The 12419-nt window shown below is 69.6% G+C and carries 16 protein-coding genes; 5 read left to right on the top strand and 11 right to left on the bottom strand.

Annotated features, from left to right (window positions below; genetic code table 11):
- Nucleotides 1-28: 28 nt before the first annotated feature.
- Genes CRT23_RS02865 through CRT23_RS02850 form a run of 4 tightly spaced genes read right to left on the bottom strand, consistent with a single transcriptional unit; the run spans nucleotide 29 to nucleotide 3562 of the window.
- On the bottom strand, nucleotides 29-1750 hold the full coding sequence (locus CRT23_RS02865) for a SpoIIE family protein phosphatase (RefSeq protein ID WP_103708468.1): 1722 nt from the start codon (nucleotides 1748-1750) through the stop codon (nucleotides 29-31).
- Nucleotides 1747-2610 carry a GGDEF domain-containing protein gene (locus CRT23_RS02860; RefSeq protein WP_103708467.1) on the bottom strand — a complete coding sequence of 288 codons (864 nt, stop codon included), beginning with the start codon at nucleotides 2608-2610 and terminating at the stop codon, nucleotides 1747-1749. The genes CRT23_RS02865 and CRT23_RS02860 overlap by 4 nt, the downstream gene beginning before the upstream one ends.
- Complete coding sequence (locus tag CRT23_RS02855) at nucleotides 2607-2993, bottom strand: DUF1987 domain-containing protein (protein WP_103708466.1); 387 nt, start codon at nucleotides 2991-2993, stop codon at nucleotides 2607-2609. Before CRT23_RS02855 ends, CRT23_RS02860 begins: the two co-directional genes overlap by 4 nt.
- 14 nt (nucleotides 2994-3007) lie before the next feature.
- Nucleotides 3008-3562: a SiaB family protein kinase gene (locus CRT23_RS02850; protein WP_103708465.1), complete on the bottom strand. Its 555-nt coding sequence runs from the start codon at nucleotides 3560-3562 to the stop codon at nucleotides 3008-3010.
- A gap of 408 nt (nucleotides 3563-3970) precedes the next feature.
- On the opposite strand from CRT23_RS02850, the gene CRT23_RS02845 reads away from it, so the two are divergent.
- Together CRT23_RS02845 and CRT23_RS02840 are read left to right on the top strand one after the other, a co-directional pair.
- The gene (locus CRT23_RS02845; protein ID WP_103708464.1) at nucleotides 3971-4699 is read left to right on the top strand and encodes a pyrimidine 5'-nucleotidase; all 729 of its coding nucleotides are present in this window, start codon (nucleotides 3971-3973) and stop codon (nucleotides 4697-4699) included.
- Entirely contained in the window at nucleotides 4696-5115 is a 420-nt protein-coding gene (locus CRT23_RS02840; RefSeq protein WP_103708463.1) for a metallopeptidase family protein, read from the top strand. The genes CRT23_RS02845 and CRT23_RS02840 overlap by 4 nt, the downstream gene beginning before the upstream one ends.
- Nucleotides 5116-5119: 4 nt before the next feature.
- Here the strand turns inward: CRT23_RS02840 and CRT23_RS02835 are convergent, their stop codons facing one another.
- From CRT23_RS02835 to CRT23_RS02815, 5 genes are all read right to left on the bottom strand, one after another.
- On the bottom strand, nucleotides 5120-6358 hold the full coding sequence (locus CRT23_RS02835; RefSeq protein WP_103708462.1) for a peptide ABC transporter permease: 1239 nt from the start codon (nucleotides 6356-6358) through the stop codon (nucleotides 5120-5122).
- Between the two features lie 111 nt (nucleotides 6359-6469).
- Nucleotides 6470-6997 carry a DUF2937 family protein gene (locus tag CRT23_RS02830; RefSeq protein WP_103708461.1) on the bottom strand — a complete coding sequence of 176 codons (528 nt, stop codon included), beginning with the start codon at nucleotides 6995-6997 and terminating at the stop codon, nucleotides 6470-6472.
- A gap of 73 nt (nucleotides 6998-7070) precedes the next feature.
- A complete protein-coding gene (locus tag CRT23_RS02825) occupies nucleotides 7071-7352 on the bottom strand; it encodes a hypothetical protein (RefSeq protein WP_103708460.1) in 282 nt (93 codons plus the stop codon).
- A 5-nt stretch (nucleotides 7353-7357) separates the two neighbouring features.
- On the bottom strand, nucleotides 7358-8359 hold the full coding sequence (locus CRT23_RS02820; RefSeq protein WP_103708459.1) for a WD40 repeat domain-containing protein: 1002 nt from the start codon (nucleotides 8357-8359) through the stop codon (nucleotides 7358-7360).
- A 33-nt stretch (nucleotides 8360-8392) separates the two neighbouring features.
- Nucleotides 8393-9064 carry a YoaK family protein gene (locus CRT23_RS02815; RefSeq protein ID WP_103708458.1) on the bottom strand — a complete coding sequence of 224 codons (672 nt, stop codon included), beginning with the start codon at nucleotides 9062-9064 and terminating at the stop codon, nucleotides 8393-8395.
- A 168-nt stretch (nucleotides 9065-9232) separates the two neighbouring features.
- Between CRT23_RS02815 and CRT23_RS02810 the strand changes: the two genes are divergently transcribed.
- Genes CRT23_RS02810 through CRT23_RS02800 form a run of 3 tightly spaced genes read left to right on the top strand, consistent with a single transcriptional unit; the run spans nucleotide 9233 to nucleotide 11207 of the window.
- Nucleotides 9233-9661, top strand: a complete 429-nt coding sequence (locus CRT23_RS02810) for a response regulator (protein WP_055947850.1) — start codon at nucleotides 9233-9235, stop codon at nucleotides 9659-9661.
- Nucleotides 9662-9712: 51 nt separating this feature from the next.
- Nucleotides 9713-10075 carry a photosystem reaction center subunit H gene (locus CRT23_RS02805; protein ID WP_103708457.1) on the top strand — a complete coding sequence of 121 codons (363 nt, stop codon included), beginning with the start codon at nucleotides 9713-9715 and terminating at the stop codon, nucleotides 10073-10075.
- 55 nt (nucleotides 10076-10130) lie between these two features.
- Complete coding sequence (locus tag CRT23_RS02800; RefSeq protein ID WP_103708456.1) at nucleotides 10131-11207, top strand: ROK family protein; 1077 nt, start codon at nucleotides 10131-10133, stop codon at nucleotides 11205-11207.
- 14 nt (nucleotides 11208-11221) lie between these two features.
- On the opposite strand, the gene CRT23_RS02795 is transcribed toward CRT23_RS02800, so the two are convergent.
- Both CRT23_RS02795 and CRT23_RS02790 read right to left on the bottom strand, forming a co-directional pair.
- Entirely contained in the window at nucleotides 11222-11833 is a 612-nt protein-coding gene (locus CRT23_RS02795; RefSeq protein ID WP_103708455.1) for a DUF2939 domain-containing protein, read from the bottom strand.
- Nucleotides 11834-11847: 14 nt separating this feature from the next.
- Complete coding sequence (locus CRT23_RS02790; protein WP_103708576.1) at nucleotides 11848-12393, bottom strand: RNA pyrophosphohydrolase; 546 nt, start codon at nucleotides 12391-12393, stop codon at nucleotides 11848-11850.
- Nucleotides 12394-12419 lie beyond the last annotated feature (26 nt).

The following is a 12419-nucleotide window of genomic DNA, read 5'->3' as shown; positions in this document are numbered from 1 at the left end:
TGCCCCGCGCTCAGCCCCTGCCCCGCGCTCAGGTCGCGCGGGGCAGGACCCGCGGCCGGAAGGCCACCAGGGTCATGTCGTCCCGTCGGCTCTCGCCGCCGCGATAGGCAGCGAGCGCTGCATCGAGCACCGCCACCTGCTCGGCCAGCGGCGCCCCTTGATGAGGCCCTAGAATCTCGGTCACGCCACGATGGCCGAGGAGGCGTCGGGCGGGTCCGGCGCCGCCCATCTGGTCGGTGATCCCGTCCGTCATCAGGTAGAAAGTCATGCCGGGTCCAACCCGCAGGCGGGTCTCCTCCGCCGCAAAGCGCTCGCCCGGTCGCTGCGGATAGCCGAGGCCGCGCTTGGCACCGCGGATCCGCGTCACCGCCGCGCCGTCGATCAACGTCAGGGCCGAGCCGGCGCCGGCGAAGCGGAGCTCCGCCGCGGCCGGGTCCCAGACGCAGAGGCCGCAATCGAGGCCGTCGTCGGATTCAGATCCCCGCCCGTCCTGGCGCAGCTGGGTCCGCACCATGCCATCGAGCGCCTCCAGGATGGCGGCCGGATCGCGCAGGCCGCGCTCGTGGATCAGGCGGTCGAGGGCGGTGGCGACGATGAGCGTCAGGAAGGCGCCCGGAACGCCATGGCCGGTGCAGTCGGCCACCAGCAGGATGCCGAGGCCGTCGATTTCCTCGAGCCAGAAATAATCGCCCCCGACCAGATGCAGCGGCTCCCAGAGCACCGCCACGTCTAGACCCGTGCCGTCGAGGGCTGACCGGTCGGGCAGCACCGAGCTCTGGATGCGACGGGCATAGCCGATGCTCTCCATCACCAAGTGGTTGGCCTGGGCCAGCTTACGGTGTGCCTGCTCCAGCTGCTCCAGGAGCTGCTTGGCCTCGTCGCCGGAGCGGAGCCCGTCGACCATGCGGTTGAAGGCCTGGGAGATGACGTCGATCTCGTTGCTGGCGCGGAAAGCGCCATCGAGCTCCACCGGCACCCAGCGCTTGTGCTCGACCTCGCGCATGGCCAGCAGCAGGCGCTTCAGGGGGGACAGCACGTGCCGCCGCACGTTGGCATGCAGGGTCAGCACGAAGGCGAGCATCAGGATCAGGCTGGTGACGAGGGCGAGAATCGCCTGCTTCTCGGCGTTGCCGCGCAGGGCCTCGGCCGAGATCGACAGGGTCAGGTGTCCCACCGGGGCGTCACCGGGGCCGGCGACGAGATCTGCCTGCGTCGTGATCTGCTCGAAGGACCGCCCGCGCTTCGGCTCGCCCAGCGTCATCACCACGGCGCCGGCGGCGTCGCGCAGGGTCGCCGCGCGGAAGGCCGGGTCGAGGGTCAAAGCCTCCATCGGACGACGATAGATCTCCGGACGGCTGCGCCAGCCGGGGCCGGCAATAGCCTTGGCGGTCAGGGACGCCATCAGGTCGGCGCGCTCGGTGTAGAGGTGGAGCTGGTCGCGATAATTGACCCACGCGATCCCGATCTGCGTCACCAGGACGACCACCGCGATCACGGGGTAGATCCGCAGGAAGAGGGTGTGGGCGAGGCTGTCGAGGTCGCGCCCCTGGGCGGCGCCGCGCAGGGCGCCCGGACGCATCGCGCCCGGCTCGCCGGTCGGGACATCGATGAAGCCCGCCGCGCTGAGAAAATCACTGCTGCGCCGCGGGCCGGCTCCGCGCAGGGACCCGCCGCGCCGTTCGCCGGAGGCAGGCCGGTCACTGGCGGACGGGCCCGTGGCGGCTCCGAGGGTCGGAGTCTCGGCAGTCATGGCCGGATCGCAGCGCCAGAGAGGTCCTGCGCGCCGGACCTCAATGCGATACGGTTGCGACCGCAATCCTTGGCCGCGTAAAGGGCCGCGTCAGCCCGCTGCATGGCGTTCTCCAGGGTTTCTCCCGGCTCGGACTGGGCGACGCCGATGCTCACGGTGATCCGCATGGCAGCATCCATCATCGGCACCGGCGTCACGGCAACGGCTTCGCGCAGGCGTTCCGCGAAGGCCGCGCCGCCCTCGAGGCCGGTATCGGACAGGACGATGGCGAACTCCTCGCCGCCGGTGCGGCCGATGAAGTCGAGGGTGCGCAGGTGAGCCCGGCAGATCGCGACGAAGGAGACCAGCGCGGCGTCGCCGGCCGCGTGACCGAAACTGTCGTTGAGGAGCTTGAATCGGTCGAGGTCGAGCATGAGGATGCAGACCGGGGCGCCGCTGCGCGCGTGGCGCAGCCATTCGCGCGCAGCGCTCTCCATGAAGCGGCGGCGCGCCAGGGCCCCCGTCAGGTCGTCGGTGTCGGCCAAGCGCCGCAGCTCGGCCTCCAGACGGGTGCGGTGCTCGATCTCACCGGACAGGGCGGCGTTCAGGGCCTGCAGATCCCGGCGCTGATCGGCCAGGCGCTGGTTCGCCTTCTGCAGGTCGAGTTGCATCCGGTCGCTCATGCGGACCAGCCGCTGCTGCTCGCGAAAGCCCCGGCGATAGGCGTCGGCCAGCGCCTGGACACCGCCGGCGACGTCCGAGAGCCCCGACAGCATCGCCTCCGTGCGGGTCAGTACCGCTTCCTCAGCGTCGTAGAGACTGAAGGAATCGGCGGCGGGTTCTGAGGTCGTGCCTCCGACGGCCCGGATCGCGCGGGTCATACGATCTCCCTCACCATCTCGAAGCGCGCGTAGGAGAAGTCGGCGGCGAAGTCCTCGCCCGCTTCCTCGATCGTCTCGTCGCCATCGGCAAACCACCAGCGCACCGTGATCGAGCGCCCTTCCTCGGCGGCGTCCTCCAGGGGCATGAACAGGTTCATCAGCGCCTTGGCGCTCGACGAGTTGAAGTAGGCCAGCCCGACCTCGAACACGATCGGGGTCGGGGAGGCATCCGCCAGGTAGGTGCGCAGAGCCTGGAGCAGGGGGCCGAAGAAGGCGGCGGCATCCTCGGGATAGGATTCGCCGTGCAGGGACAGGTGCCCGGTCGCGAAGTCGAAATCGACCCGCGGCGAGCGGTCCGTGGCGGCAAGCTGGATTCGGTCCATCGGTGGTCGGCCCGTCAGATATAGGCTTTGAGGCAGAAGAAGCTGCGCCCGGAGCTGAGCGCCTGGAAGCCGTACTCGACCGGCGCGCTGGAGCGCCGCGCGATCTCGATCAGGCCGATGCTGCCGCCGAGGCTGCCCTCGTCCGGCGGCTGGCGAAGCTTCTCGCGGTAATAGGCCTTCAGTTCGTCGCTGCTCAGGCTCGCGATATGGTCGAGGCGGGCGCGCAGGGGCGGGACGTCGAGATCCGGCAACTCGTTTCCGCAGACGACGTAGAAGCGCCCCGCCTCCATACCGACGACGATCACCCCGTTGCTGATCAGACCTGCCTGCGGACCGGACGGTTTCACGACCTTGTCGGCGGAGTAGCGGATGACGTTCTGTGCCTGCTCGACGAAGATCGCGAAGACGCGCTTGGCCACCGATGCATCGGTCTCGCCCTGGCGCATGCGCAACTTGAGCACTTCGCCGAGGGAGAAGAGGACGTTCTCCGAAATGTCGCCGCCGAAGGAAAGGATTACGCCCTGGCGCCGGGACGCGTCGAAGAAGTTCATGAAATCGCGTGCGAGCAATGCAATTTCTCCCGCCACACCGGGTCGGCCTTAGACGCTCGTCTCGCGCTATACCGTCGTGATCAAATAGCCGGACGTTCGTATACGTTCGGTTAAGCTGGCATCTTCGCCATGTCTTTCCGCCGGCAAGCACAATATCGCCATGCCGAGGCTTAGGCTGCCTATTTCGAGGACAAAACGGTTGGCTTTTGCCTAAACACTGACCAACTCACCTCGGGCCGATGCGGGGAGCCTGCCGGCAAAGCGCTGGTCGGACGATGGGGCCTCGAGGCCGGGCCGGCGCGCCTGCTTGCGGGATGCCGACGGCCATGCTCTGACATGCAGGCGCCCCGCTTTCCTTCGCGGTGTCCGGTCCCCATCTCGAATGGCCGGGCGTCTCGGCCCACCCAAGAACCACATCGACCGACCTTGTTCCTGCCCGGCGAAACCCACTTCACCACCGACCAATCCCGCGGCTTTCGCCACGTCGACACTTGGGTGTTCGATCTCGACAACACGCTGTATCCGAGCGACGCCCGGGTCTGGCCGCAGGTCGACGAGCGCATCACCCTCTACGTCATGCGCCTCTATGGCCTCGACGGCCTCTCGGCCCGGGCCCTGCAGAAGTATTTCTACCATCGCTACGGGACGACCCTGAAGGCGCTGATGGTGGAATCGGCCATCGATCCGCACGACTTCCTCGACTTCGCCCACGACATCGACCATTCGTCGATCCGCCTCGACCCGGCGCTGGGCGACGCCATCGAGCGCCTGCCCGGCCGCAAGCTCATCCTCACCAACGGATCGCGCCGGCACGCTGAGAACGTGGCGGCCAAGCTCGGCATCCTCGACCATTTCGAGGACGTGTTCGACATCGCCGATGCCGATTTCATTCCGAAGCCCGAGCGCTCCACCTACGAGCGGTTCCTGAAGCGCCACGGTGTCGAGCCGCGCCGGGCGGCCCTGTTCGAGGACATTGCCCGCAACCTGATCGTGCCGCACGACATCGGCATGTCCACGGTCCTGGTGGTCCCGCCGACGATCGACCCCTTCCGGGAAGCCTTCGAGCAGGAGGCCGTTCGCGAAGCGCATATCGACCATATCACCAGCGATCTCGCCGGTTTCCTCGCGCAGCGCGTGCTGCCGGAACTCGCGTGAGCGGCGGCGAACCGGACTGGACGTCGGCTCGGGCACCGGACCTCGGTGCGATCGAGGATCTGGCGCATGCGGCCTTCGCCAACCTGCCCCGGGCCTTCCGGAATCTCTGTGCCGGCCTCGTCATCCACGTCGAAGACTTCCCCGACGACGAGACCTTGCGAGAGATGGAGTGCGAGAGCCCGTTCGATCTCCTCGGCCTATTCCGCGGGATCGGTCTCGCCCAGAGCGGCGAGGCGGCGACCGGGCAGATGCCGAATCAGGTCTGGCTCTACCGTCGCCCCCTCCTAGACGACTGGGCCGAGCACGACGAGACCCTCGGCCACCTCGTCACGCACGTCCTGGTCCACGAAATCGGGCATCATTTCGGGCTCTCCGACGCCGACATGGAGGCGATCGAGGCGGCCGCGGACACCTGAGGCGTCAGGCCTTCTGGGCGGACGGCAACAGGCTGGCCTTGGGTCGGCGGGTGCGGAACTGCCCGCGCTCCACCGCGACGAAGACCAGGACGGCGAGCGCCAAGGTGGTGAGCCACCACATCACCGTCATCCCGACGCCGATGCAGGCGATGAGGAAGGCCGAGGCGAAGGCTGCCATGGCACCGGGCACCAGCACCGATGCTTCACGTCCCGCGCGGCGGATCGCGGCGTGCAGGGCGAAGGCGGCCGCGAAGGCCCCGACCAAGCCGAGTTCGTACCAGAGCTCGAACAGCAGGGTCCGCGGTGCGTTGATCGGCAGCAGGTTGACGTAACGACCCCGCAGGGCGGTCTCGAGGCCGTGCCCGGTGACGAGACGCAGCGGCTCGCCGGTGACGATGGTCTGCCAGGCCTTGAGGCTCAGGACGCCGGGCGCCCGCCCGCCGAACACCGTCGCGCCGATCGGTCGGGCAATGAAGGGCAGGACCGGTCCCAGCACCAGCAGGGTCGCCGCCGTGACGCCGAGGAGGCGCGGCGTCAGCATGGGCCGGAACGTTGCGAGCGCGAAGGCAATGGCCCCCACCGCCAAGGCGACCAGGGTGGTCGGGCCGGGCGAGACCAGGAGCGCGACCGAGACGAGCAGGGCGAGCCCGAGGGCCTCGCCGTTGCGCCCACGGGAGCGAAGCCAAGACACAGCCGGCCAGACGAATAGGATGAGCAGGATCAAGCCCCGGTCGAGAATCGCGTCCTCGTCAGGTCCGAGCAGGCCCTGGCCGAACGGCCCCTGCCCCGTGAGCCCGAGCCCAATGGCGAAGATGGCCGCCGCCGCCACGCCCACCGGCAAAAGATAGAGGTTCGCCGAACGCATACGGTCCGGCAGAGCGAGATAGGCCGCCATCGTCATCAGCAAGGTGGCGATCACGTTGAGCAGCCGCTCGGTCGCCAGGCTCAGAAACGGCGTCCAGACCAGGGACAGGGCCGACCAGAGAATCACCAAGCAGCCGGCCAGGAAGGCGGGCGAGCGCAAGAGGCGGGTGGAGGCCGGGCGGACCGGCCGCGCGCGGCCGTCAATGGCGCTCGCCAGGAGCAGAAGTGCGATGGAGATCGGCGCGAGGATGACCACCGCGCGTCGGGCGACCTGAGCCGCCACCGGCATGATCACGAACAGGCCGATGAAGCCGATGCGACGCAGCAGGGCCGCGGCATCGATGGCTGGGTCGACCGAAGTGGAAGGAAGGCGCGCCATGGGTTCGAAGGAGGCCGTGAAACGGCGCCAGGATGAGGCCCGCGCGCTAACCGCCAGACCCTAGTGCAGCCGCGGGGGCCACGCTGTAGACGCCGGGCAACAGTCGCGTCTTCACGCCGGCCGGGTCACGGACCGCCGGACACGGCCCGACACGAGGCGCCGAATGAGGTCGGCGAGGATGCGCCAGCCTGCCCAGGTGGCGAGGAAGCCCACCAGGCCCGCTGTCAGGCCGTCGGCGGTGGTGGGGATCGCGGGCGTGTAGTCCTGGTAGGTGGCCCGCGCGAGGCTGGGATCGGGATCGCGCATCAGGGCGACGACGCGGCCGAGAGGGCCGCCGGCCTCCGCGAGTTCTCGGCGCTGCCGATCGAGGGCGGCGAGACGCACGATATCCTGGCGTGCCGCCTCGCCGCGCCGGGCGACGAGAGGGTCGCCGTCGCTGCGCAGGCGCGCCACCGCATCGTCGCGGCTACGCCCGGTCGCGACGGCATCGGCCTCGAAACCGGAAACCACGCGGCGCAGTTCGTCCAGGGTGCCGCCGAGGCGCTGCGCGTATTGCTGGGCGAATTCCGGCGCCTGCGCCGCCAGGGCACCGCCGATCAGTCCGAGGGCAAGCCCCAGGGTGCGTAGGACGCGAAACACCGGCCTCTCCGCGTGGGTGGTGACGGGGGACAAGGGCGCGACGGCGCGGCGGGTTCCGGCGGACCGCTCGGCCTCAAGCCGCCGTCCCCTCCCCCGCGAACGCCGCAGCGATGTCCGCTTCGGTGACCTCTGGGAGGGGACGGGCCACTTTCAGGGCGCGGGTCGGGCGCCCGGGGACGAGAATGAGAATGACGGTCTCGATACCCGGGCAAGCCGGGTCGGCACAGACGATCTCGCTCGCCTTCACGGTGACGGCCGCGTCGAAGCCGCCGCAGCGGCGGACCCAATCGACGACCCTCGTGCGGACACCTTGATCCGCCGGCGGGCGGCGGTTGCCGAAGCTGAACAGGGCCATCGGCGTCAGGCCGGGAGGGTCAGGAGGCCCGCCTGCCCGTCGGCGCAGCCGAAGGCGAGGCGGCTGCCACGTCCGTCCCAGGCCAGGGCCGAGATGGCGCTGCCCTTCACCGCGGGTCGGACCAGCAGTTCCGACGCGTCGGCAAAGCGCACGAGAAGGATGCAGCCGTCCTCGTAGCCGATGGCCAGAACCAGGGCCTTGGGGTGGAACGCCACCCGCGAGACGCGGGCGGGCCGCACCCCGCACTCGCGGGGGGCCTTGCCGGTGGGGCCTTCCTTCGAATCGAAGGGCCAGACGATGGCCGCCTCGGCGCCGCTGGTGGCCAGCCAGTGTCCGTCGCCGGACCAGGAGACTGAGCGCACCTTCGCAGGATAACCCGACATCCGCATGTGACCGCGGTCGGGCTGCAAGCGCCAGCCGTGCAGGGAGTTCTCCTGCATCGTGGTCACGACGAACCGGCCGTCCGGCGACCAGGTCACGTCGATATGCGAGCCTTTCCACTCGATGAAGTCGGGGGCAGTGTCGAGATTGGGGTACCAGAGGGTGGCGCCGTTGTAGTGCGCCACCGCCAGGCGATAGCCCTTGGGCGCGAAGGCGAGGCCGCGGGCGGTCGAGGGCGCCGCGAAGCTCTTCTCCCGTCCCTTCGCGTCGCGGGCGACGACGTTGCGCCCGGCCGCGTAGGCGAGGCCGCCCTCGGAATGCAGGGCGAGGGCGTCGATCCAGGCACCGTTCTTCGCACGGGCGACCTCGACGACGTCGCCCGTCTCGGAGGTCGCCACCACCCGGCCATCGTCGCCGCCCGTGACGAGGCGTCGTCCGTCCCCGGCCGCCACGAGGATGCCGGCCTCCGGATGCGCCTCGACCCGGCGGAGTTCGGCTCCGGAGGCCAAGAGCACGCCGCCGTCTCCGAGGGCGAGGGCCAGGGTGTCCTTCAGCCAGACCGTGGCGGTGACGTAGGCACCGGCGGATAGCGGCGCGACGTGATCGAGGAGGGAGGGGGCACTCATCGCAACGGGTCTCTCAACCAGGGGCTCGCGCGCTCACTTCACGACGGCGACCTTCGCCGGCGCCGCGCGCGCCGTCAGGACCGTCGCGACGAGCGCGAGGAGGCCGGCGATGCCGGCGGGAATGGCGAGGGCATACAACGCCAGCTTCCCGTAGGCGACCGTCCCGGCCACGGATCCGAGGAGGAGCGCGAACCAGACGACGCCGTCGCCGACCCAGGCGGTGCGCGCGCCGCGCCGGGCGAGCGCCAGAGCGAGCTTCTGGCCGAAGCCGAACAAGGCGCCGGTCACGAAGGTGGTCCCGGCCCGGAAGCCCTGGACATGGGAGAGGACGGCGTTCTGCGCGCCCATCGCCAAGGCCAGCATCAGCGAGGCGACACCGGAATCCGGCGCGGCCGTCGCGGCCTCGAAGGCAGCGCCGACGATTGCGGTCTCGAAGCCGAGAATCACCGGAGTGACCCAGCGCGCGGGCGTGAGGGCTGAGAGGCCACCGCCACAGATGCCGCCGGTGAGGAAGGCCACGATCAGCAGCGCCGGCAGAATGGCGTGATGGGGATCGCCGTGCCCGAGGGAGACCGCGAACTGGGTCGTGTTCCCGCTCATGAACGAGGTGTAGAGGCCGCCGAGCCGGATGAACCCGAGGGCGTCCACGTAGCCGGCCAGGGCCGTGAGGACGAGGCCGAAGCCGAGATGCCAGGGACGAGTCATGGACGGGGCACGCACCCATTCACCGGCGTCGCCGCAGGGTTAAAGCTTCGCTTACCAAGTCCGCGCAATTGGAGTGATCGGCGGCGAACGATGCGCCTCGGCGACCCGTTTGTCTTGCGATCCGGCCCAGCCCCCAGGGGCTCACGCCGGGTGAGTAGGAGTTGCGTCATGATTTCCTTCGCCTGCGCGTTTCCCGCCCATCCCGCCTTCAGCCCGCGTGCCGCCGCCGAGACCGTCCTGGTGGTCGAGGATGAAGCCATGGTCTGCGAGCTCGCCGCCGAGGCGCTGCTCGACGAGGGCTACCGCGTCCTCACCGCCGCCGATGCCGACGCAGCGGAGGACATCCTGGCGCGGGAGCGCGTCGACCTGCTCTTCACCGATATCGATCTGGCCCGCAACACGAACGGGATCGCCCTCGCGCGTCGCGCGCGCCGGCACTTGCCGAACCTGCCGGTGGTCTACACCTCGGGTGGACGCGGCCACCTCTCGCAGGCCGACGCCGTCACCCAGTCCGTCTTCGTTCCGAAGCCCTACCGCCTGAGCCATCTCGTGGCCCTCGCCAACGAGATCCTGCGTTCCCACCCCCACCACGGCTGAGACCGGACCGCGCGCGGCGCGGGTTCGGCCGCCGGAGCCCAGAGTCTTCCGATGCGCAATCTCTTCCTCCCTCTCCTCGTCCTCCTGGCCGGCACGACGACGGCCTCGGCCGTCTGCGACGTGAAGGGCGCCAAGCTGGAGGAGGCCATCGCGGCCAAGGCCGAGCTGCGCGAGACAGCCAACAAGCAGACGGTGCGCGACCTGCGCACGCTGCGCGACGCGGCCATCGTGCTGGAGACCTACAAGTATTCCACCGAGTGCGAGCGCCTGGTCGAGATCGTGCGGGCCCTCGCCGCGAACCCCGAGAAGACGATCGAGCGCGGCGGCGATACCGACGAGGACAAGGCCGAGGACCTGATGGAGGCCCGCGAGCCGAAAGCGCCGACCCCGGCCGAAACCGCCAAGCCCAAATGAATGCGCGGTGCGTTGAGCTGCGCGGGACGACACGACGAGGGGTAAGCGAAACGGCATGGCGAAGGACACTCAGATCCGCGAGGCGGGCATCGCGCACGCGGCACAACGGCTGCCGTCGGTGGTGGTCGACGACTACAACATCGAGCTGAAGGACGGCGAAGGCTTCATTGGCGACCGGGTTTCGAAGTCGGCGTTTCGCGAGATGCTGGAAGCGTGCCGGGAGCGCCTGCGTGCCCTCGGCGCCGATCCGCTGGGCGAAAAGGCGAGTTGCGATTTTTCGAAGCGTCGCATCGACCAGATCCTTCTCGGCGAGGATCCCCTCGCCGCGGGCGTGGTGTTCAGCGCGATCGAGGACTTCGCGCAGGAGCTGGCTCGTGTGGCCCGCCTCTTCCTTGGCCAGGATGGCTGGGAGGGCACGCAGGCGATCGTGGTGGGCGGTGGCTTCAGCGACAGCCGGGCCGGACGCCTCGCGGTCGCGCGGGCAGGCTTCCTGCTGCGCGCCGGGGGCCTCGACATCACCCTCGAACCGATCCGGCACCATCCCGACGAGGGCGGCCTGATCGGCGCCGTGCACCTGGCGCCGTCCTGGATGTTCTCCGGCTATGACAGCCTGCTGGCCGTCGATATCGGCGGCAGCAACATTCGCGCGGGCGTCGTGGTCACGAACCTCAGGAAGGCTGCCGACCTCTCGCGCAGCGAGGTCTGGCGCTCAGAGATCTGGCGCCACTGCGACGAGGATCCGATGCCGAGCCGCGACGAAGCGGTCGAGCGCCTCGTGAGCATGCTCAACGACCTGATCCGCCGAGCGGACCGCGCCAACCTCACCCTCGCGCCCTTCATTGGCATCGGCTGCCCCGGCATGATCGAGGCCGACGGCACGATCGATCGCGGGGGCCAGAACCTGCCCGGCAACTGGGAGGGCCGCGACTTCAACCTTGCCGAGCGTGTGACGGCCGCGATCCCCCGGATCGGCGAACACCCGGCCATGGTGGTCATGCACAACGACGCCGTGGTGCAGGGCCTCAGCGAGGTCCCGCACCGGACGGACGTGACGCGATGGGGTGTGCTCACCATCGGCACGGGCCTCGGCAACGCCAGGTTCACCAACCGCGGCACGGAGGACGAGGACTAGCCGCCGCGGCGGCCTCAGCGCGCTTTCGCGCCGGTGCGCGCGAAGGCCTGGGCGATGCGCTCGCGCAGCTCATCGTTCAGCTCGATATCGACGATGCGCCAAGTCCAGGCGCGCAGGCGCAGGCGGATCCGCAGACGACGGTCCCGGCCCGCCTCCGGCGGCACGCCGACGACCACGGTGCGAAAACCCCGCATCTCGGAAGCGAGATAGAAGGGTATCAGCCGGCGAAAGGAGTCGATCCGGAGGCCCCCGCCGGCCGCTTTCTCCTCGGGCGCGTCGCGGCCGAGCTCCACCGATTGCGGCCATCCGTCGTCGAGGAGGTCGACGACGGTCCTGGGCGTCACCAGGGCCTCGGCAATCGGGATCGCGAGACCTGCGGCGGCCTCGGCGATGCGCTGGCGCTCCCTGGGCTCCGCATCGGGCGTAGCGGGATCACGCGTCTGGGCCGCCGCGGCGGCCTGGCGGATCACCGAGAGGCGCAGGGATCGGAAATTGACGTGCTGCGCGATGTAGTCGGTATCGTGCGCCTGGACCGCGCGAGCGATGTCATAGAGCGCCCAGAGCGGCGTCAGCGTGTACGCGAACCAGCCGAGCACCAACAGGATCGGGATCGACCACCACCGCATCGGGCGTCAGGCCGTCACGCGGGAACGCGCCAAGTCGTCAGCCCGGAAAAGGCATCGACCACGCCCTCGTAGACGGGCCGCTTGAAGGGTACGATCAGGTCCGGTAATCCGGCCATCGGCTCCCAGCGCCAGGCATCGAATTCGGACTTGAAGGCGCCGTTGCCGGGCGTGGCGACATCGATCTCGTCGTCTGAACCAAGGAAGCCGAAGGCGAACCACTTCTGCGTCTGGCCGCGGTAACGCCCCTTCCAGGCCTGCTTCAGGACCTCCGGGGGCAGGTCGTAGGAGAGCCATCCCGGGGTCTCGCCGAGTTGCACCACCGAGCCGGCCGCGACGTTGGTCTCCTCATAGAGCTCGCGCAGGGCGGCCGCTCCCGGATCCTCGCCGTCGTCGATCCCGCCCTGGGGCATCTGCCAGGCCCGTCCGTCAGACACGTGCTCCGGCCCGGCATCAGCCCGCCGCCGCCCGATGAAGACGAGACCTGTGCGCGAGATCAACGTGATGCCGACGCAGGAACGGTAGGGAAGGTCGGCGCCGTCGGTGATCGGGGATGCGGTCATGGCGGCGACCATAGGCAGGCGGGGGA

The sequence above is a fragment of the Methylobacterium sp. V23 genome, assembly GCF_002917135.1.
Taxonomy (GTDB): Bacteria; Pseudomonadota; Alphaproteobacteria; order Rhizobiales; family Beijerinckiaceae; genus Methylobacterium.
This window is presented reverse-complemented; position numbering and strand designations above follow the sequence as displayed.

Coding starts and splice junctions, on each gene's coding strand:
- CRT23_RS02865 (WP_103708468.1), bottom strand. CDS start 1,750: ATGACTGCCGAGACTCCGACCCTCGGAGCCGCCACGGGCCCGTCCGCC.
- CRT23_RS02855 (WP_103708466.1), bottom strand. CDS start 2,993: ATGGACCGAATCCAGCTTGCCGCCACGGACCGCTCGCCGCGGGTCGAT.
- CRT23_RS02795 (WP_103708455.1), bottom strand. CDS start 11,833: ATGCGGTGGTGGTCGATCCCGATCCTGTTGGTGCTCGGCTGGTTCGCG.
- CRT23_RS02860 (WP_103708467.1), bottom strand. CDS start 2,610: ATGACCCGCGCGATCCGGGCCGTCGGAGGCACGACCTCAGAACCCGCC.
- CRT23_RS02810 (WP_055947850.1), top strand. CDS start 9,233: ATGATTTCCTTCGCCTGCGCGTTTCCCGCCCATCCCGCCTTCAGCCCG.
- CRT23_RS02820 (WP_103708459.1), bottom strand. CDS start 8,359: ATGAGTGCCCCCTCCCTCCTCGATCACGTCGCGCCGCTATCCGCCGGT.
- CRT23_RS02800 (WP_103708456.1), top strand. CDS start 10,131: ATGGCGAAGGACACTCAGATCCGCGAGGCGGGCATCGCGCACGCGGCA.
- CRT23_RS02825 (WP_103708460.1), bottom strand. CDS start 7,352: ATGGCCCTGTTCAGCTTCGGCAACCGCCGCCCGCCGGCGGATCAAGGT.
- CRT23_RS02805 (WP_103708457.1), top strand. CDS start 9,713: ATGCGCAATCTCTTCCTCCCTCTCCTCGTCCTCCTGGCCGGCACGACG.
- CRT23_RS02835 (WP_103708462.1), bottom strand. CDS start 6,358: ATGGCGCGCCTTCCTTCCACTTCGGTCGACCCAGCCATCGATGCCGCG.
- CRT23_RS02815 (WP_103708458.1), bottom strand. CDS start 9,064: ATGACTCGTCCCTGGCATCTCGGCTTCGGCCTCGTCCTCACGGCCCTG.
- CRT23_RS02790 (WP_103708576.1), bottom strand. CDS start 12,393: ATGACCGCATCCCCGATCACCGACGGCGCCGACCTTCCCTACCGTTCC.